At 45.0% G+C, this 19982-nt stretch carries 15 protein-coding genes and 1 tRNA gene; 14 read left to right on the forward strand and 2 right to left on the reverse strand.

The genetic code is table 11. The features are described 5' to 3' along the window. Positions 1–69: 69 nt before the first annotated feature. From MUB50_RS07095 to MUB50_RS07105, 3 genes are all read left to right on the forward strand, one after another. Positions 70–825: a LamB/YcsF family protein gene (locus MUB50_RS07095; RefSeq protein WP_118516190.1), complete on the forward strand. Its 756-nt coding sequence runs from the start codon at positions 70–72 to the stop codon at positions 823–825. Between the two features lie 148 nt (positions 826–973). Beyond that, positions 974–2308: a dicarboxylate/amino acid:cation symporter gene (locus tag MUB50_RS07100; protein WP_118624021.1), complete on the forward strand. Its 1335-nt coding sequence runs from the start codon at positions 974–976 to the stop codon at positions 2306–2308. 227 nt (positions 2309–2535) lie between these two features. Beyond that, complete coding sequence (locus tag MUB50_RS07105; protein WP_118516201.1) at positions 2536–3717, forward strand: pyridoxal phosphate-dependent aminotransferase; 1182 nt, start codon at positions 2536–2538, stop codon at positions 3715–3717. A 124-nt stretch (positions 3718–3841) separates the two neighbouring features. Here the strand turns inward: MUB50_RS07105 and MUB50_RS07110 are convergent, their stop codons facing one another. Further along, positions 3842–4765 carry a LysR family transcriptional regulator gene (locus MUB50_RS07110; RefSeq protein WP_118624019.1) on the reverse strand — a complete coding sequence of 308 codons (924 nt, stop codon included), beginning with the start codon at positions 4763–4765 and terminating at the stop codon, positions 3842–3844. A gap of 164 nt (positions 4766–4929) precedes the next feature. Here MUB50_RS07110 and MUB50_RS07115 point away from each other — a divergent pair, with 164 nt between their 5' ends. From MUB50_RS07115 to MUB50_RS07130, 4 genes are all read left to right on the forward strand, one after another. Further along, positions 4930–5613 (forward strand): RraA family protein, encoded by a 684-nt coding sequence (locus MUB50_RS07115; protein WP_118516192.1) that lies wholly within the window; start codon positions 4930–4932, stop codon positions 5611–5613. An 82-nt stretch (positions 5614–5695) separates the two neighbouring features. Beyond that, entirely contained in the window at positions 5696–6430 is a 735-nt protein-coding gene (gene pxpB, locus MUB50_RS07120; RefSeq protein WP_118624017.1) for a 5-oxoprolinase subunit PxpB, read from the forward strand. Between the two features lie 16 nt (positions 6431–6446). Beyond that, complete coding sequence (locus MUB50_RS07125) at positions 6447–7397, forward strand: biotin-dependent carboxyltransferase family protein (RefSeq protein WP_118624015.1); 951 nt, start codon at positions 6447–6449, stop codon at positions 7395–7397. A gap of 46 nt (positions 7398–7443) precedes the next feature. After that, entirely contained in the window at positions 7444–8409 is a 966-nt protein-coding gene (locus tag MUB50_RS07130) for a D-2-hydroxyacid dehydrogenase (protein WP_118624013.1), read from the forward strand. Between the two features lie 653 nt (positions 8410–9062). Here the strand turns inward: MUB50_RS07130 and MUB50_RS07135 are convergent. Next, positions 9063–9144 (reverse strand) — tRNA-Tyr (locus tag MUB50_RS07135). A 194-nt stretch (positions 9145–9338) separates the two neighbouring features. Between MUB50_RS07135 and fba the strand changes: the two genes are divergently transcribed. The 7 genes from fba (at position 9339) to MUB50_RS07170 (ending at position 18606) form a co-directional block, all read left to right on the forward strand. Then, entirely contained in the window at positions 9339–10202 is an 864-nt protein-coding gene (fba, locus tag MUB50_RS07140; RefSeq protein ID WP_015527136.1) for a class II fructose-1,6-bisphosphate aldolase, read from the forward strand. A gap of 276 nt (positions 10203–10478) precedes the next feature. Beyond that, complete coding sequence (locus MUB50_RS07145) at positions 10479–11807, forward strand: ABC transporter substrate-binding protein (RefSeq protein ID WP_118062163.1); 1329 nt, start codon at positions 10479–10481, stop codon at positions 11805–11807. Between the two features lie 118 nt (positions 11808–11925). Then, the gene (locus MUB50_RS07150; protein WP_227752378.1) at positions 11926–12774 is read left to right on the forward strand and encodes a carbohydrate ABC transporter permease; all 849 of its coding nucleotides are present in this window, start codon (positions 11926–11928) and stop codon (positions 12772–12774) included. Next, the gene (locus tag MUB50_RS07155; RefSeq protein ID WP_021650827.1) at positions 12774–13610 is read left to right on the forward strand and encodes a carbohydrate ABC transporter permease; all 837 of its coding nucleotides are present in this window, start codon (positions 12774–12776) and stop codon (positions 13608–13610) included. The genes MUB50_RS07150 and MUB50_RS07155 overlap by 1 nt, the downstream gene beginning before the upstream one ends. An 89-nt stretch (positions 13611–13699) precedes the next feature. After that, complete coding sequence (locus tag MUB50_RS07160; protein ID WP_244790315.1) at positions 13700–15241, forward strand: response regulator transcription factor; 1542 nt, start codon at positions 13700–13702, stop codon at positions 15239–15241. Next, positions 15132–16919, forward strand: coding sequence for a cache domain-containing sensor histidine kinase (locus tag MUB50_RS07165; RefSeq protein WP_244790316.1), 1788 nt, complete (start codon positions 15132–15134; stop codon positions 16917–16919). Before MUB50_RS07160 ends, MUB50_RS07165 begins: the two co-directional genes overlap by 110 nt. After that, positions 16909–18606, forward strand: coding sequence for an extracellular solute-binding protein (locus tag MUB50_RS07170; protein WP_118624007.1), 1698 nt, complete (start codon positions 16909–16911; stop codon positions 18604–18606). Before MUB50_RS07165 ends, MUB50_RS07170 begins: the two co-directional genes overlap by 11 nt. The last annotated feature ends 1376 nt before the right edge of the window (positions 18607–19982 follow it).

Consider the following 19982-nt stretch of genomic DNA (forward strand, 5'->3'; position numbering starts at 1 on the left):
ATTTTATTATTTATATTTAACATGTTATACTTTCAGCAAGTAAAGAAAGAAAGAAAGGAAGGTAGCAACATGTACAGTATCGACTTAAACAGTGACATGGGTGAGAGCTTTGGTGCATATAAGCTTGGCGGCGATGAAGAAATCATCAAATATGTCACAACAGCAAATGTAGCATGTGGCTGGCATGCAGGCGATCCGATGGTAATGGATAAGGTAGTCCGCATGGCAAAGGAACGTGGCGTTATGGTTGGAGCCCATCCTGGATATCCTGATCTTCTTGGCTTTGGACGAAGAAAGATGGTTCTCTCTCATGATGAAGTTAAGAATTACGTCAGATATCAGATCGGAGCCCTGGCTGCTTTCACTAAGAGCTACGGAATGAAGCTTCAGCATGTCGCTCCTCATGGAGCAATGGGTAATGCCTGCCAGTATGACGAGGACATTTCCACAGCAATCTGCGAGGCAATCTGTGAGTATGACAAAGATCTGATCGTTTACTACTGTGCAGGTGCAGTTCTTGGAGATATCGCCGAGAGCAAGGGACTTCGTACAGCATCTGAGATTTTTGCAGATCGTGCATACATGGATGATCTTTCTCTTGTACCGAGAAAGATGGAGGGATCCATGATCACAGATGAGAACGTTGCCATCGAAAGATGCGTGAAAATGATCAAAGAAGGTAAAGTCACATCCATCAACGGAAAAGAGCTTGACATCAAGGGTGACACACTCTGTGTACACGGAGACGGACCGAAGGCACTTGCTTTTGTACAGAGGATCCGTGAGAAATTCACAGAAGAAGGTATTGAGATCAAACACTTATAGAAACTAAATAAAGTACATTCATATGAGAGATAGAATGCCGGATAAATCAAAGGAGATTTAAAACAAGGGATTACTGCGATGATTTGTCCGGCTCTTTTTATATGAAAATGTGTACTTTTTTAGGATAAGAAAGGAAAGGGTGGAAACTATGGCAAAAGAGAAAAAACAGAACAACATAGTAAGAAACATGATGATCGCTCTGGTCGGCGGTCTGGTCGTAGGACTTGGATTCATGCTTCTGAAACAGCAGATGTCTGAGGGAACATGGAACGTGATCAATGCACTTCTGTTCCAGGATATCACAGCAGATCAGGGATTTCATTCCATCGGTCTCTTCTATATTATCGGACAGCTGTTCATGAGGGGATTACAGATGGCGATCGTACCGCTGGTACTTGTATCCTTAAGCCTTGCAATGTGCAGTATTTCCAGCTCTTCCAAGCTGGGAAGAATCGCAGGGCGTACACTGATTGGATTCTTCTGTTTCTATGTAGTAGGCGCATGCATCGCAGGTATCGTTGCATTTGCAATGAAATCTGCAGGCTTCTTCAATGTTAAGCTTCCGGCAGAGGCAGTTACAGAGGCTGCAACACTGGATCAGTTTAACCCGCTTGCAACAATCGTAACAGCAGTTCCGTCCAACATCGGAACCGCATTCAGCAGCAACAACAGTATCCTTGCAGTTGTAGTAGTAGCTATCGTTCTCGGACTTTGCATGAACGCACTTGGTGACAAGGTGGATCCTCTGAAAAAAGTTCTTGAAAATTTCAGCGATATCATCAACCTGTACCTTACATTCCTGATCAATAAGGTTGGTCCTGTTGCAATCTTCTGCCTGATCTCCCGTACATTCGCAATTTACGGAGCAGAGTATCTGGCACCTGCAGCTGCTTATATTGTAGGTGCAATGCTGACACTGTTTGTACTTGTAGTTACGATTTACCCGATCGGTATCGGTCTTACAACAGGCTTAAGCCCGATGAAATTCCTCAAGAAGATCGCTAAGGTCGGTGTATTCGGATTCTCCACAAACTCTTCTGCAGCATGCCTTCCGCTGAACACCAGAACATGCCTTGATGAGCTTGGATGCTCTCAGGAGATCACAAGCTTCGTACTTCCAACAGGTATGACCATCAACATGAACGGAACAACAGTTATGCATATGTTTGCAGTAACCTTTATTGCAACAGCATCCGGAATCGACATCACACCGGCAAACCTGATCACAGTTGCATTCCTTTCCATCTGTGCAGCAATGGGCTGCCCGGCTATCCCGATCGCAGGTACAACTCTGATCGTAACCATCCTTTCCGGTATGGGATGGACATCTGACCTCTGCATGATCGCATATGCACTGGTTGTAGCTATCAACCGTCCGGTTGAGATGGCACTTCTTCCGCTTAACGTAATCGGTGATGCAACAGTCAACGTTATCGTTAACAAGAAAGAGAATGAGCTTGACGTAAACAAATATAACGCGTAAGTAAATATAAAAAGTCTTAATATTATACATACAAATTATTAAATTGACTTAATATTACTACGATGATACCATTTAAGCGTGTAGTTGAGACATCAGCTATACGCTTAAATACTAAATGGACATGCTGTGCAGGCGATTTGCCCATCTGCACAGATGCAGTCCGGAATTTCCAGAGTAAAAAAGCGGGACATCCGCAGAAAAATAAAAGGGTTCAGGAGGAAATGAATATGGAGTACAAGACAGCGAAAAGAATGGAATGCCTTCCGTTTTCCGGTATCCGTGCAGTAATGGAAAAAGCAAACAAAATGCAGCAGGCAGGAGAAAAGATCATTCACCTGGAGATCGGACGTCCGGATTTTGATACACCTGAGAAGATCAAAAAGGCAGCAAACGAGAGCCTTGCAGCAGGACATGTGTTTTACACATCCAACTACGGTATCCCGAAACTGAGAGAGGCCATTGCAAAATGGGAGAACGAGAACCATGGTACAGATTATGAAGCATCTGAAGTTCTTGTAACAGTAGGTGTTGGTGAGGCAACTTTCGCATCCATGGACGCTTTCCTGGATCCCGGCGATGAGATCCTTGTCCCGAACCCGGTATGGCTGAACTACATCCATGTTCCGTCAGCACTTGGAGCAGTACCTGTAACATACAGCCTGAGAGAAGAGAACGATTATCAGATCGACTTTGAGGAGATGGAGTCAAAGATCACTGACAAGACAAAGATGATCGTAGTTGTTAACCCAAGCAACCCGACCGGCGGTGTGTTTTCCAGAGAGACACTTGAGAAATTAAGTGAGATCGCCATCAGACATGACCTTCTTGTGATCGCGGATGAGATCTACAGCCAGCTTGTATACGATGGAACAGAGCATGTAAGCATCGCATCCCTTCCGGGAATGAAAGAGCGTACCATTACATTAGGAGGCTTTTCAAAAGCTTACTCAATGACAGGCTGGAGACTTGGATATATGTGTGCACCGGTTGGAATCATCCAGGCATGCGTACGTGTTCATCAGTATACCGTTACCTGCGCTTCTTCCTTCGTACAGGAAGCAGCACTTACCGCATTAAGTGACTGTGCAGAAGATGTTGAGGCAATGAGAAAGGAATATCAGAGAAGAAAAGATTATGTGGTAAAGGCTCTGAACGAGATCGATGGGATCAGCTGCAATAACCCACATGGCGCTTTTTATATCTTCGTAAATATCAAGAGCCTTGGAATGACTTCCATGGAGGTGGCCGAGTATCTTCTTGACAATGCAAAGATCGCCCTAGTACCTGGCTCCGCATTCGGCTCCGAAGGTGAGGGATACTTAAGAATTTCCTATGCATGCAGCTATGAGGATCTTCAGGAAGCATGTGCAAGGATTAAAAAAGCAGTGGAAGAGCTGAAAAACAAATGATCAGATAAAAAATATCCACCGCTTTTGTGGTAAAAAGCGGTGGATCAAAATCCTGGTATAACTAATATAAGAAGAAACGGTAAAGCAGAAAATGTTCCTGACGGACTTGTGCTTACCGTTTTTTTTATTTCTGCCGTTCCCATACCTGGCCGATCGGGAAGGACGGAGTGGATTCTGCAAGAAAGTCTTCCAGTGCATTTTCAAAAAATTCCACGGCACGTTTGCTGGTGGATTTTGGATATTTATGTTTGATCTTATAGCAAACACGATTTGGCGGCGTGTTTTTCAGTTCACTGATAAAAAGAGGCCGGTAATGGGAAAGCTCCAGGATCACAGACTGTGGTGCGACCATCCAGTTTCCCGGCTTTTTCCAGAGACGGTCCAAAAGCGTGATGGTATCTGCCGCAATGTGAGGCCTGGAAGCAGAGGAAAGCCAGCGGTCATGCCAGATCTGATAATTGTCATCCCAGCTTAAAAACAGCTCCAGGGATGGATCCAGCTCATCGGTATGTATTGCCGGAGCCGGAATCACTGGCTGATCCGATTGTACCAGATAAAGCTTTTCTTCGAAGATTTTCTCTGTTATGATATTCTTGTAATGCAATTTGTGGTAGACAAATCCGATATCAATGCTGTGTTCTCCAAGAAGACCGTAGAGCTCTGAAGAGTGATGGGACTCAATGTTCAGGTCCAGCTTAGTCTGCTCATTTAAGATCCTGTCATACAGTGGTGCGAAAACAGCTACGTTCAGGCTGTCTGTACAGCCGATGGTAAGCAGCAGAGAATCCTGATTGCGCTGCAGCTCCATAGTTTCCTTCCAGAGAGACATCCAGCGTTCTGCAAGGATGATAAAATCTGTTCCCTTGGCAGTCAGTTCCACCTGCTTATGGCCTTTCTGACGGATCACAAGGGGGAAACCCAGTTCGTTCTCCAGAGATGTGAGCCGGTGGCTGACAGTAGGCTGGGAAAGAAAAAGAAGATCCGCTGTACGGGTGATGCTCTTGGTATTTACAATGGTGAGAAAGGTTTCGATTTCAGCAAGGTTCATATGAACAGCTCCTTTTCTTTTGTTTTATCTATAGGGTAGTTTAAGCTTTGATAATATAAAAATTATTTATATTATACAGAGAAATTATTCGTTATTCAATAGTAAGCTTGTATGATATGATAAATACAACTTAAAAAGAAAATCAAAAGAAGAGAGGTTTTCATATGGCATTAGGATGTAGAATCAGAAGAAATTTCGAAAGACCGTCAAAAGAATTAGTGGAAGCTTTCCGCGGTATTCCGGTTGCAAATATTGATGATAACTGTGGAAGGATCGCTGCTGTAGATTCCAGCATTTTCCCTCTGAACCCGAAGGCAAGACTTCTGGGAACTGCATTTACAGTAAATGCACCGGCAGGAGATAACCTTCTGTTCCATAAAGCTCTGGATATGGCTCAGCCGGGAGATGTTATCGTTCTTGCAAACAAAGGAAGCCTGAGCAGAGCACTTTGCGGAGAGATTATGAGCAACTACGCAAAATCCAGAGGAATCGCAGGAATCATCATTGACGGATGTGTTCGTGACAGCTATACATTAAGTCAGATGGATTTCCCTGTATATGCAAAAGGTATCACACCAAACGGACCATACAAAAACGGCCCGGGAGAGATGAACTTCCCGGTATCTTTCGCAGGAATCGTTATCAATCCTGGTGATATCATTGTAGGAGACTCTGACGGACTTCTTGCTATCAGACCGGATGAGCACACGGCAGAGCTTGCAGAGATCGCAAGAAAATACCATGCCGGTGAGGAAAAACAGCTTGAGGGAATCCTGACACGCGGTGAGTGGCCACGTCCATGGGTTGACGAAACTCTCAAAAAAGTCGGATTTGAATTTGTAGACTAACCGAATAAAAGATACATACAGGAAGGTCTGTCACCACGTATGACGGGCCTTTTTGTCAAATTAAGAACGGAGGTAAGCTTAAATGGATGTGAAGTTCCTGATCGCAGGAGACAGAGCAGTTTCCGTTGAATTCGGCAGTGTGATCAGCCTTGAGGTCAATGCCAGGGTGCGTGCACTGGATGAAAAATTAAAAGAATCTCCAATTGAAGGCATGGTGGAAACAGTTCCGACCTATTGTGCACTGATCGTACATTACCGCCCGGAGGTGATCCGTTATTCCAGACTGGTGGAAGAACTGGAGAAGAGAATTGCAGATATGCATGAGGTTTCCACAACAACGAAGAAGGTTGTAAAAGAGATTCCGGTTTATTATGGCGGTGAGACCGGACCGGATCTGGAGTACTGTGCAGAGCTTGAGAATACTACAACAGAGGAAATTATCCGTAAGCATTCTCAGCACGAATATTATGTATACATGCTTGGGTTTGCACCGGGACATCCGTATATGGCCCGATTTGAGGAGCCCTTTAGCTTTAAGAGAAGAACCTCTCCGAGGGTAAAGATCCCTGCAAGATCCATTGTTGTCCAGCTGGCTCTGTCTGATTTTATTCCTTTTGAGCAGCCGTGTGGATGGAATATCATCGGAAGTACACCTCTTGATATTTGTAATTTTGCAAAGGAGGATCCGTTCCTTGTACGTGCCGGTGACTGGGTAAAGCATGTACCTGTCACAAAAACGGAGTATGATCAGATCCGAAGAGACGTGGAAAACGGTACCTATAAAGTGAAAACCTATACGCCACAGGATAACGGTTAAGAACGGAGGTCATGATATGGGAATTACAGTTGAAAACGGCGGGATCCTGACCACTGTTCAGGATGAGGGAAGATTCGGGAACCAGGCATTTGGTGTTTCTACATCCGGTGCCATGGATCCGCGTGCTTTCCATATTGCCAATCTTCTGGTAGGCAATAAAAAAACAGAGGGTGCTCTGGAGATGACTTTTATCGGACCAACCCTTACTTTTACCAGTGATAATATTATTGCGGTGACAGGTGGAGATCTGACACCGATGCTGGATGGACAGCCTTTCCCGATGTATAAAGCTGTTCTTGTAAAAAAAGGCCAGAAGCTGATGTTTGCAGGTGCCAGAAACGGAAGCCGCGGATATATCGCTTTTGCCGGCGGACTGGATATCCCGCTTGTGATGGGAAGTAAGTCCACATTGCTTCGTAACCACATTGGCGGTGTTGAAGGAAGAAAACTGGAAAAGGGTGACAGCATTGAGTTTACTGCTCCGAAGACAGAGCTTCCGAATATGGAACTCCGTCATGTTCCGGCAGAAATCTATCCTTCCGATGAGGTAGTTCTCCGTGTGGTTCTGGGACCTCAGGAGAATGAATTTACGGAAGAAGGTGTTCGTAAATTTTTCTGGTACAGCGGTACCATTACTAATGAGTTTGACCGTATGGGCTGTCGTATCGAGAGAGAGCCGGTAGAGCATGCCGGTGACGGTAATATTAATACAGATGGTATTTCCATGGGATCGATTCAGGTTCCTTTAAACGGACAGCCGATCATTATGCTGGCAGACCGTCAGAGTACAGGTGGTTATCCAAAGATCGGTACTGTGATCACTGTGGATTTTGCCAAGATCGCCCAGGCACGTCCTGGTCAGAAGATACGTTTTGTTGAGGTCAGTCTGGACCTTGCCCAGGATTTGTATATCCGTGAGTTGAATGAAATGGATGCTCTGGATGAACGACTGAATGGAAAACTTTAATCAATATATATCACAAAAATATTTTAAAAGAAAGGTGAGTACGAATATGAAGATTGTTGTATTGGATGGCTACACAGAGAACCCTGGAGATTTAAGCTGGGACGCATTAAAAGAGCTTGGAGAGGTTACTGTTTATGACAGAACTTCCTACGAAGAGTCTCCGCTGATCGCTGAGCGTATCGGCGATGCTGAGATCGTTATTATCAATAAAACTCCGATTTCCAAGGAGACCATCGATAAATGCCCGAACATGAAACTGATCGCTGTTCTGGCTACCGGTTACAATGTTGTTGATTACAACTATGCAAAAGAGAAAAATATTCCGGTTGTGAATGTTCCAACTTATGGTACACAGATTGTTGGCCAGTATGCTCTGGGTCTTCTTCTTGAGATCTGCTCTCACTATGGCCATCATGATGAGACTGTTAAGGCCGGTAAATGGGAGAATAATGATGACTGGTGCTACTGGGATTATCCGATGATCGAGCTTTACGGAAAGACTGCTGGTATCATTGGCCTTGGAAGAATCGGTCAGGCTACTGCTAAGCTGCTTAACGCTCTGGATATGAAGGTTCTTGCTTATGATGCTTATCAGAGTGAGGCTGGTGCTAAGCTTGCAGAGTATGTTTCTCTGGATGAGCTGTTCGCACAGTCTGATGTGATCTTCCTTCACTGCCCGCTTTTCCCGGAGACAGAGGGTATGATCAATAAAGAGAATATTGCGAAGATGAAGGATGGAGTTATCCTTATCAACAACAGCCGTGGTCAGCTGGTTGTTGAGCAGGATCTTGCGGATGCTCTGAACAGTGGCAAGGTTTATGCTGCTGGTCTTGATGTTGTTTCTACTGAGCCGATCAAAGGGGATAACCCGCTTCTTAAGGCTAAGAACTGCATCATCACTCCGCATATTTCCTGGGCTGCGCAGGCTTCCAGACAGAGAATTATGGATATTACGGTTGATAATATCAAGGCTTTTCTGGCTGGTAATACAGTTAACAGAGTTAATAAATAAGTATTTTTCGATGTTTCGATTTCCTATGTATGATGTGTGAGGGAAAGGCGGCTGTCTCGGTTTGGGGTGGCCGTCTTTTTCTGTGCATGGAAGGAGTGTGCGCAGGGTGGAAGGAGCGTACGCTGGGATGGTGGAACGAACGTACGCCGGGGATGTGACATCGGTTCGGGCAGGGCTCCGTCGGCGGATACTGCTAAGGCTCCGTGAATCGGCTAAAATCATTGTGCCAGGGGCTGAACTCGCCTTCGGCTCAAACAGCAGCCCCTGCACAATAACGCCGATTCCCGCAGCCCAAGCAGTATCACACCTCCTCCACAGCAGCCCGAACCGATGCCACATCCCCGGCTGAAACTCCAACCGCAAGGGACGGAAGCGGACGTTTGCGTCCTGTCCTGAATTGTGAAAACGTGGCTGTATCGGCATAACGCCTCACATGCAACACCGAAGAATACAGCAACCAGTTCGGCACAGCGTCCCACGTCCAACACCGAAGCATACAGACAAAAGTCAACACCCTCCCGTCCTCCACAACCAAGAACTCCTTAAAAAAGGCCCAGGGGTGTGCAGAGGGGCGCGGCCTTGTGCCCCTTTGCGGTTTCCTTTTTCACAAAAAAATAGCCCCTACATCTCAAAGATGTAAGAGCTAAATTCGCTGGATGGAGAAGGATTCGAACCTTCGAAGGCGGTGCCAACAGATTTACAGTCTGCCCCCTTTGGCCACTCGGGAATCCATCCGTGAACAACAAATATATTGTACATAACATTTGATAAAATTGCAAGCTTTTTCTCAAAAAAAATAATAATTCCCACAGCATCAGCATTTTTGGTAAAATACTGGACTTACCAAAGGAAATCTGCTATTATGAGTACGGTTGGATATAAAGGACACGGTTTTTCCGTATCCTAATACAGGTTAGGAGGATTTTATCATGTTAGTAAACGCAACAGAAATGCTGAAAAAAGCAAAAGCAGGCCATTATGCAGTTGGTCAGTTCAACATCAACAACCTTGAGTGGACAAAAGCTATCCTTCAGACAGCTCAGGAGCTCAACTCTCCTGTAATCCTTGGTGTTTCCGAGGGTGCCGGTAAATACATGACAGGTTATAAGACAGTTGTAGGTATGGTTAACGGTATGATGGAAGAGCTGAACATCACTGTTCCGGTTGCTCTTCATCTTGACCACGGCAGCTATGATGGATGCCTGAAATGTGTTGAGGCTGGTTTCTCTTCCATTATGTTCGACGGATCTCATTATCCGATCGATGAGAACGTAGCTAAGACTAAAGAGCTGGTTAAGATCGTTGCTGAGCACAACATGTCTCTTGAGGCAGAGGTTGGTTCCATCGGCGGCGAGGAAGACGGTGTTGTTGGTATGGGCGAGTGCGCTGATCCTGAGGAGTGCAAGAGAGTTGCAGATCTCGGAATTAACTTCCTTGCAGCTGGTATCGGTAACATTCACGGAAAATATCCGGCTAACTGGCAGGGCTTAAGCTTTGAGACTCTGGATGCTATTCAGAAACTGACAGGAGATATGCCGCTTGTTCTTCACGGTGGTACAGGTATCCCGGCAGACATGATCAAGAAAGCGATCAGCCTTGGTGTTTCCAAGATCAATGTAAATACAGAGTGCCAGCTTGCATTTGCTGAAGCTACACGTAAATACATTGAAGAGGGCAAAGATCAGCAGGGTAAAGGATATGACCCACGTAAGCTTCTTGCACCTGGAGCAGAAGCAATCAAAGCTACTGTTAAAGAGAAAATGGAGCTTTTCGGATCTGTCAATAAAGCATGATGAATCGAAAATAATATATAAAGGAAATCGGAATAGGAGTGATCCTCTTCCGGTTTCTTTTTTTATAAGAAAATATCAATATTTTCACTATATAAAAAAATCAACACGTTTCTTGATTTTTTTATATAGTGAAAATGACCTCTTCGATTTACAATAACATCAAGTTAATCGAGAAGCTGATTTGAAGCTTATCGGTCAGGAATATGCGAAATGGACGTTTTAAGCATATTCGCGAAACAAATTGAATATCATATAAGGTAAAGGAGAGGTACGATTATGAGAATGAAAAAAGCAACAGCATTTGGTCTTGCAGCTTTAATGGCAGCTACCATGATCCCGGCAGTTCCGGCTATGGCAAAGGGGGATGACAGTGAAGGCTCTGTTTATTATCTGAATTTTAAACCGGAGCAGGCAGATCAGTGGTCAGACCTGGCAAAGAAATACACCGATGAGACTGGTGTACCGGTTACCGTTGTTACAGCTGCTTCCGGAACTTATGAGTCTACTCTGAAATCAGAGATGGCCAAGGATGAGGTTCCGACACTGTTCCAGGTTAACGGACCGGTTGGACTTGCATCCTGGAAAGATTATTGCTATGACCTGAAAGACAGCGATGTTTATAAAAATGTGGAGAGTGACGATTTCGTACTGAAGGATGACAGCGGTGCAGTTGATGGTATCGCCTATGTAATTGAAACATATGGAATTATTTACAACAAAGCGCTTCTTAAGAAATACTGTGAGATGGATGGCGCTGTGATCAAGTCTGCAGATGAGATCAACAATTTTGAGACATTAAAGAAGGTTGCAGATGATATCCAGGCTAAGAAAGATGACCTTGGAGTTGACGGTGCATTTACTTCCGCAGGCTTTGATTCTTCCAGTGACTGGCGCTTCAAGACACACCTTGCAAACCTTCCAATCTATTATGAGTACAAAGAAGACGGAATCACATCCACAGATGCGATCAAAGGAACCTATCTTGATAACTTCAAGAACCTGTTTGACCTTTATATCACAGATTCTACCTGTGAGCCAAGCCTTCTTTCCAGCAAGACTATCGATGATGCAAATGCTGAATTTGGCCTTGGAGAGGCTGTGTTCTATCAGAATGGAACCTGGGCTTATGATAGCATCAAAGATAACGAAGTAGCAGACGAGGATATGGGAATGCTTCCAATCTACATTGGTGTAGATGGTGAAGAGGACCAGGGACTTTGCACAGGCAGTGAGAACTACTGGTGCGTAAATAAAAAAGCAGATGAGAAGGATATCCAGGCAACTCTTGATTTCCTCAGTTGGGTTATCACAAGTGATGAAGGAAGAGAATCTATAAGCCAGGAAATGGGATTTACAACACCATTCAAGACCTTTGATGAGAATTATGAGTCTACAAATCCGCTTGTAAAAGCAGCCAATGAATATGTAAAAGCTGGTAAAACTCCGGTTTCATGGAACTTCACAACCATGCCTTCTGAAGAGTGGAAAAACCAGGTCGGCAGTGCAATGCTTGAGTATGCACAGGGTACCGGCGAGTGGGATGCTGTGAAAACTGCATTTGTTGACGGATGGGCAAAAGAGTACAAAGCAGCAAATGAAGGCTGATAAGTTATAACTGAAACGTGATCACGAAGGGGTGGGCGGTTTCCGCCTGCCTCTTTTAATGAAGAGAGGGTGCGTAAAGTAGGGAAGGATGCATCCTCAGGAGAAAGGAAGAGAAAACATGCAGAATAAGATGATGAAAAAGTATTTTCCGGTTTTTGTCCTGCCTACCCTGCTGGCATTTACCATTGGGTTTATCGTTCCCTTTATCATGGGTGTATATCTTTCCTTCTGTAAATTTACCACAGTAACGGATGCAAAATTCGTGGGATTACAGAACTATGTGAAGATTTTTACTGAAGATGGAACCTTTGGACATGCATTATGGTACACCACCGCATTTACGGTTGTATCAGTAGTTCTGATCAATGTGATCGGTTTTGCAGTTGCGTTGCTTCTGACCAAGAAGATCAAAGGAACCAATATATTCCGTACCGTATTTTTTATGCCAAACCTGATCGGTGGTATCATCCTTGGTTATGTATGGCAGCTTCTGTTAAACGGTCTGCTTCTTCAGATCAATAAAACACTTACATATTCATCTGTTTACGGATTCTGGGGCCTTGTGATCCTGATGTGCTGGCAGCAGATCGGATATATGATGATCATTTACATCGCAGGTATCCAGAATATCCCGGGTGAACTGATCGAGGCTGCACAGATCGATGGTGCGAACAAAGGACAGCTTCTGAAGCATGTGATCATTCCTATGGTCATGCCGTCCATTACCATCTGTACTTTCTTGACACTTACCAACTCCTTCAAGCTTTTTGACCAGAACCTTGCTCTTACAAATGGTGAGCCTTCCAATATGTCAGAAATGCTTGCGCTGAATATTTTCAATACCTTCTATGGACGTACCGGATGGGAAGGTGTAGGACAGGCGAAGGCCGTGATCTTCTTTATACTGGTTGGAGCAATTGCCATGATCCAGAATCGTCTCACAAGAAGTAAGGAGGTACAGCAGTAATGAATAAAAAAGTAAAATTCAGCGGTCTGTGGACTGCGATCCTGAGTGTGGTATCTGTTGCTTATATTTTCCCGATTCTTCTGGTTTTGATCAATTCTTTTAAGAAAAAAGCATACATCAGCCGTTATCCTTTTGCAATCCCAACGGATAAAATGTTCGTAGGTCTGGAAAACTATGTAAATGGTCTTACAAAAACCGGATTTTTCCAGGCATTTGGATGGACATTATTTATCACAGTATTTTCGGTTGCGGTAATTCTGCTCTGTACCTCCATGTGTGCCTGGTACATCAACCGTGTTACCAACACGCTGACAAAAACCATGTACATGCTGTGCCTGTTTTCCATGGTCGTACCATTCCAGATGGTAATGTTTACTCTTTCCAAGATTGCAAACATCCTGAAGTTGAATACTCCGTGGGGACTGATCATCATTTATCTTGGATATGGAGCAGGACTTGCGGTATTTATGTTCAGCGGTTTTGTAAAATCCATTCCGATCGAGATCGAGGAAGCTGCCATGATCGATGGCTGTACCCCGATCCAGACATTTTTTAAAGTGGTTCTTCCGGTTATGAAACCGACCTGTGTAACTGTAGCGATTCTGGAAACCATGTGGATCTGGAATGATTATCTTCTTCCATATCTGGTACTTGATATCAAGAAATATAAAACCATTTCCATTGCCATCCAGTATCTGAAGGGCGGTTACGGAACCATTGATATGGGAGCGATGATGGGCGTTCTTGTCCTTTCCATCATTCCGATCATTGCCTTCTATCTTGCATGCCAGAAATATATCATTGAAGGTGTGGTTGCAGGAGCTGTTAAGGGCTGACAAATTAGTTGAATAATGTTAAAATGAAAGAAAAACGGCCTGCTCTGCGTGCTTTTACGTGGATCAGGCCATATTTGGCGAGGTGAGGAATGTACAGAGTTTTGGTGGTAGATGATGAAAAACTGGAACGTGACGGAATCCGCTTTCTTCTGTCTATGGAGGAGGGAGAGTGGGAAATTTATGAGGCGGCTAATGGCAAGCTGGCATTAAATGAGCTGAGAAAGCATCCGGTGGATCTGATGCTGACAGATATCAAAATGCCGCATATGGATGGTCTGGAGCTTTCAAAAAAAGCAAGAGAGGAATATCCGGATCTGGAAATTATCATTTTCAGCGGTTATGGAGATTTTGCTTTTGCCCAGGAGGCAATCCGCTATGGTGTGACGGATTATGTACTGAAACCGGTGGATCCGGACCGCTTTCATGACACCATACAGAAGATCCAGAAGGAGATCGCATCCCGGAAAAATAAAGAGCAGCAGTCCATAAAAGAAAAGAGCTTTCTTCAGCAGTATTTTCTGTTGGGCTACATTTATTCCGGAGATCAGGAGCGTCTGAAGGAAGCGGAAGGAATTGTGGATTTTTCTGTCTGGGAGCAGTGGCACTGTGCGATACTCATTGAATCCGATGAATCTTTTTTTGATTCTGCCAGTGATGAAGTCCCGCTTGAGATCCAGGAAGAACTTCGCCGGTCTTTTTTTTTCTATCTGAATCTCAATGGCCGCCAGTCCCTGCTTCTTTTTAAAGATGTGTACTGCGACTATACTCTTGTGGCAAAAAATGTCTACAGTATTCTGAAACGACTGCATCCTGTCCGTTTTCATCTGGCTGTAAGCCGACGTTTTGACGGATACCGGGAACTGCCCGGGATCATGGAACAGCTGGAGCAGCAGATGGAAGAGAAATTTTATCATCCGGACATCCATGTCTACACCAGTGAGGAAGAGGAGGAGAAAAATACCGGCGAAGAGGAACAGGATTCCAGACTTATGGAAAAAATCTCAGAAGATATTTCCAGAAAGGATGTGAAGCAGCTGTGGAGCCATTTCCGCAGCCTGGCATCAAAATATCAGTCCAATACCCAGTTTTCGGCCATGTATGTGAAATTTGTTTTTTCCAATGTGATCAGGGAGCTGTTTCAGGAGAATCGTTTTGCCGGAGAGCACAGGCTGGATCTGGAAGTGGATCATCTGTATGGCTGTTCTACCATTCAGGAGATCATTGAGGTTACAGAAAAAAATATCCGTCAGTACGAAGAGTTCCTGGACCGTTCCATGAGCGAATCCAGAGATGAGGTGGCAGCAGTAAAAAATTATATTTACAATCACTATGCGGAAGATCTGAATCTGGAAACACTGGCAGAAAAAGTATATCTTTCTTCTGGCTATCTCAGTTTTATTTTCAAGAAGGAGACGGGGATGAACCTGAATCGTTTTATCCGTGTGTTCCGCATGGAAAAGGCCAAGGAGCTTCTACGCACCACCAACATGAAAGTAGCCATGGTCAGCGAGCAGGTAGGATTTGCCAATTCTTCGTATTTCTGCCGGAGCTTCCGGGAATATTACGGAAGCAGCCCGGAATCCTATCGGAAAGGAAACAATGAGGATGAAGAGGCTTCTGAAGAAGTATAATGATATGAAATACCGGTACAAGCTGACAAATCTTCTTGTGTTGGTATCCCTGGTGCCGATGACTGTGTTGGCACTGTACAGTCACAGTCGCATGAGTAGTCTTGTCCGGAAAAATGAGATGGAGGATATGTACTCCATTCTGGAGCAGACCAGGGAAAACATTGACGGGCAGATCGAAATTTATGCCAGTCTTTTGAATTATCTTACCTATTCTCCCGAAATCCAGGAGGTGATCTTCAACAAAGATATGGATCGTTATACTGCATATGAACAGTATACGGAAGTTGTGGATCCGCTGCTGACAGTGCCTAAATCCTACCACGAAGCAATTCTGGGAATACAGCTTTTTGCAGAAAGCATTCCCGTGCGCCATGAATATACCTTGGCTCCGCTTTCAGAGGTGGATGGGGAATGGTGGAGTGACAAATTAAATAATACCGTGACGGTTCAGTGGATCGTGGACCGGGATAATCGTCAGATTGCGGCAGTCAGGGAAATATATGATGGCAAGAACAAGGAGGCTGTGCTCTGTATTTCGCTGGATTACGGAAAAGTATTCCAGCCTCTGGCCAATATTATCGAACGGAATTCCGGAGGCTTTGTGGTGGATGATCAGCAAAATATCGTCTATCATGGAGAAAATCTGGCGGCCAGTGATATTTCCGCACAGAAAGAAACCGCAAAAAAGCTGGATCGTCTGAGGGAAGAATATACCTATGTCAGCAGCAGCGGACATGAAACAAGGTGGACCTATTATTTTTACAAACCTCCGGCTGTGATTGAGAGCTCGGTTTCAAAAGTATTGATCAGTGAGATCCCACTGATCGGCTTCTGTGTTGTGATCATCATTGTGCTGGGAATGACGTTTTCCAAGCTGTTTACCAGAAAGATTGAGCAGCTTACCAGAAATATGGAACAGGTGAACCAGGGAAGCCGTGAAGTTACGGTTTACAGTGATTCCGGAGATGAGGTAGGACAGCTGGTGAGAAGCTTTCACCATATGATGGATGAAATTAATCGACTGATCGAAGAAGTATATGAAAATAAGATCGCTCTGAAGGAATTTGAACTGAAAGCGCTGACTGCCCAGATCAATCCCCATTTTCTTTATAATTCTCTTTCTATTATAAACTGGATGGCGATTAAGAGCCGTCAGAAGGAGATCAGCCGTGTGACACTGGCATTATCTACATTTTACCGGACTGCGCTCAGTAAGGGAGCAGATATGGTGACTGTGGAAACCTGTATTCGGAATATCGAAGCTTATCTGGAAATCCAGCTTATCATGCATGACAATGATTTTAAGGTGGAGTGGAGTATCGATCCGTCTGTGCAGCAGGAGCTGGTTCCGAAGCTTGCCCTGCAGCCCATCGTTGAGAATGCTCTGGAGCATGGCCTGGATGTGAAGGAGGAAGGGGAAAAGCTTCTGAAACTTTATTTCTTTGAAGAGAATGGGGATGTAGTGATTCGGGTTGAAGATAACGGAATAGGGATGGAGCAGGAGCAGGCAGAAAAGTTGCTCACATATCAGGCAAAAGGCTATGGCCTTAAAAATGTCAATGACCGTATGTGTATTTTATATGGAGAGAAATATGCCATCCGGATCTTGAGCAAGGTAGGTGAGGGGACAAGCGTTGATATGAGAATCCCGAAAGAGGTAAAAAAAGATGAGACTTAGTCTGGGAAAAACAGTGGTATTTCTGAGTACGATACTGAGCCTGGCACTTTTGACGGGGTGTTCTTTAAAAACTACGGAAATGGAAAAAGCAGATATAGATGTTCTGTCCGAAAAGAGCAGTAAGAGCTGGGAACAGGCAGAAACCTCGCCTCTGGGGAAATATCCGGAGCTTGTAACTTATACTCTGGGACAGATGAAAGGGGCTAATAATTCTAATCTTCCGGACGGGCAGACCTATGAGGACAATGCATATACCCGGTATCTGAAAAAGACACTGAATATTCAGAATAAGAATGTTTTTATGGAGAGTGAGGAGCGGTATGACGAAGCCCTGAACATCCTGGTCAAAGATCGGAATCTTCCGGATATTTTTCTGGTGTCGGACAGGGAAACTCTGGAAGAGCTGGTTGAAAATGATCTTATCGAGGATCTGACGGAAGTATACAAAAACTGCGCTTCCGATAAAATAAAGGAAATGTATGAGAGCTATGGAGAGGAACTTTTGGCATCCGGAACTTTTGACGGAAAACTGTATGCACTTCCGGAGACTGCCATTGATGATGGGTCGCAGCTTTTATGGCTGAGACGTGACTGGATGGAACAGCTGGGATTGAAAGAACCGAAGACACTGGAAGAGGCTTTTTCAGTGATCCGTGCATTTCAGGAAAACCGGATGGGTGCAGAGGATGGTGAAGATCCTGTGGGACTTGTCTGTGATCCGGAACTTGTGGGCACGGTCAGCACCAGCTATTCGGTGGACCCTGTGTTTGAAAAGTTCGGGGCGTATCCGCAGCAGTGGATTGAAAATGCAGATGGAGAAATTGTCTATGGATCGCTGACGGAGGAGACAAAGGAGGCTTTGGGGTATCTCAGAGAGCTTTACAGGCAGGGAATACTGGATCCGGATTTTGCTTTACGTGCACAGAATAATATCCGTGATCTTGTGGTGAATGGAAAATGCGGAGCGTTTTTCGGACTCTGGTGGACTCCGAATAATCCTCTTATGGATGAGTATAGGAAGAACAAAGAGGCGGACTGGGAACCGTATTATCTGACTGCGGATGTAAAGCGGACTGTGGAGGTATACTCTACGTTTCGAGATAATAAATATGTAGTTGTGCGTAAAGGGTATGAGCATCCGGAGATCGCAATGAAGATTTTGAATGTGTTGTTCGACTATTCCAGATATGAAGCGGAGGATGCAGATGAGATGAATACTTATTTTGCCTTGAATGTGGATCCTACGGCGCGTCCGCTAATGATCAATGTGGACTATAATGAGGCTACTTATATGGTGACAAAGCATATCCGTGAGGTTCTTTACAGTCCGGGCAATGAGAAGACCAGGGAGGATCTCAGTGCCATTGAGGCGTCTTATTTTGATGCGTGTAAGGAATATCTTGAGGCGGAGGTGCCTTCGGTGGAGGCCTGGGCGGCGTATAAGTCCAGGATTTCGGCGGTGGGGCTTCTGGTGGATGCGAATTATCGTGCTCCGGAGAAAAAGTTTCTGGGGGATGGTGACGGGGAGATTCCTCAGACTTTGCGTTTGCTGGAGAAGAATGCATTTATCCAGATTATTATGGGGAGGATGCCTGTGAGCTCTTTTGACTCTTTTGTGGAAGATTGGTATCGTAAGGGTGGAGACAGTCTTACGGAGCGGGTCCGGGAAGGGCTTGTGGATTCGTGAGGTGGATGTATAGAGGGACAAAGGAAGCATCGGTCTGAGGGTGGATGCTGTCGGGAGTTTGTGGGGCGGATGTATAGAGGGACGCCAGAGGAAGGTGGCATCGGTCCGTGGGTGGATGCTGTCGGGAGTTTGAGAGGCGGATGTATAGAGGGACGCCAGAGGAAGGTGGCATCGGTCCGTGGGTGGATGCTGTCGGGAGTTTGAGAGGCGGATGTATAGAGGGACGCCAGAGGAAAGTGGCACCGGTCCGTGGGTGGATGCTGTCGGGAGTTTGAGAGGCGGATGTATAGAGGGACGCCAGAAGAAGGTGGCATCGGTCCGGGCAGGGACTCCGTCGGGGGATACTACTAGGGCTCCGTGAGACGGCTAAAAGCATTGCGGCAGGGCCAGAACTCGCCTTCGGCTCAGACAGCAGACCCTGCCGCAATAACGCCGTCTCCCGCAGCCCAAGTAGTAATCACCCCTCCTCCGCAGCAGCCCGGCCCGATGCCACCTTCCTCTGGCTGACGCTTCCAGCCGACAGGAAAAAAACAGAACAGGTGACGGAAGCGGACTGGGCGTCCTGTCCTGAAATGCCAGATTGGTACAGAATATTCCTGCAAATATCGAAGAATCTCCAGAACCAGATTGGCGCAGCGTACCATTGTAAGTACCGAAGAATCCAGAAACGAGATCGGCCCAACGTACCACTATAAGTATCGAAGAATACAGGGACGAGATTGGCATAGCGTATCACCATAAATATTGAAGAATCCAGAAACGAGATCGGCCCAACGTACCACCATAAATATCGAAGAATCCAGGAACCAGGTCGGCACAACGTTCCACTCTGAGTACCGCAGCATACAGAAAAAAGTCAACAACGCAGCACACACAACAACGAAGAACTCCTTCCGTGCCCAACGGGGTGGGAGCGCGAGGGAGGGCGTTCGGGCTACGGAACTCTGAGATTGCCTTCCCTCGCACTTACCGCATTGAAAATGCGACCGGCGTAGCGCACTCAGCGAAGAGATTTATAAAAAAACATATTTAAAATAATAAACAGGGAGATAAAAGGATAATAAAAGGAAAGAAATTACCCCTTTAAGATAAATTTCCAGGAAAATCTAAAAAAATTGAATTTTATGGTTGACAAGCATAAAACCCTATGGTAATATAATTGAGCTGTCGCAAATAATTGTTTTTAAAAAGCAAACAATTAAAAAGAATTTCAGAAAAAAGAAATTCCTTATTGACAAAAGACAGAAGATATGATAAAGTATCCAAGTCGTCAACGAAGCGACAACAAAATCTTAACTCAAAAATGTTTGAAAAAAACTTAAAAAAGTGCTTGACAAACAAAAAGAGATGAGATAAAATAAACGAGCTGTCTGAGA

The organism is Blautia sp. NSJ-140 (assembly GCF_022868965.1).
In the GTDB taxonomy this organism is placed as follows: Bacteria; Bacillota; Clostridia; order Lachnospirales; family Lachnospiraceae; genus Blautia_A.

Bases quoted from the DNA above. Each gene is read 5' to 3' on its own strand.
- fba (WP_015527136.1), top strand. From the start codon at position 9,339: ATGTTAGTAAACGCAACAGAAATGCTGAAAAAAGCAAAAGCAGGCCAT.
- MUB50_RS07160 (WP_244790315.1), top strand. From the start codon at position 13,700: ATGTACAGAGTTTTGGTGGTAGATGATGAAAAACTGGAACGTGACGGA.
- MUB50_RS07115 (WP_118516192.1), top strand. From the start codon at position 4,930: ATGGCATTAGGATGTAGAATCAGAAGAAATTTCGAAAGACCGTCAAAA.
- MUB50_RS07125 (WP_118624015.1), top strand. From the start codon at position 6,447: ATGGGAATTACAGTTGAAAACGGCGGGATCCTGACCACTGTTCAGGAT.
- MUB50_RS07145 (WP_118062163.1), top strand. From the start codon at position 10,479: ATGAGAATGAAAAAAGCAACAGCATTTGGTCTTGCAGCTTTAATGGCA.
- MUB50_RS07155 (WP_021650827.1), top strand. From the start codon at position 12,774: ATGAATAAAAAAGTAAAATTCAGCGGTCTGTGGACTGCGATCCTGAGT.
- MUB50_RS07150 (WP_227752378.1), top strand. From the start codon at position 11,926: ATGCAGAATAAGATGATGAAAAAGTATTTTCCGGTTTTTGTCCTGCCT.
- MUB50_RS07095 (WP_118516190.1), top strand. From the start codon at position 70: ATGTACAGTATCGACTTAAACAGTGACATGGGTGAGAGCTTTGGTGCA.
- pxpB (WP_118624017.1), top strand. From the start codon at position 5,696: ATGGATGTGAAGTTCCTGATCGCAGGAGACAGAGCAGTTTCCGTTGAA.
- MUB50_RS07100 (WP_118624021.1), top strand. From the start codon at position 974: ATGGCAAAAGAGAAAAAACAGAACAACATAGTAAGAAACATGATGATC.
- MUB50_RS07130 (WP_118624013.1), top strand. From the start codon at position 7,444: ATGAAGATTGTTGTATTGGATGGCTACACAGAGAACCCTGGAGATTTA.
- MUB50_RS07105 (WP_118516201.1), top strand. From the start codon at position 2,536: ATGGAGTACAAGACAGCGAAAAGAATGGAATGCCTTCCGTTTTCCGGT.
- MUB50_RS07110 (WP_118624019.1), bottom strand. From the start codon at position 4,765: ATGAACCTTGCTGAAATCGAAACCTTTCTCACCATTGTAAATACCAAG.
- MUB50_RS07170 (WP_118624007.1), top strand. From the start codon at position 16,909: ATGAGACTTAGTCTGGGAAAAACAGTGGTATTTCTGAGTACGATACTG.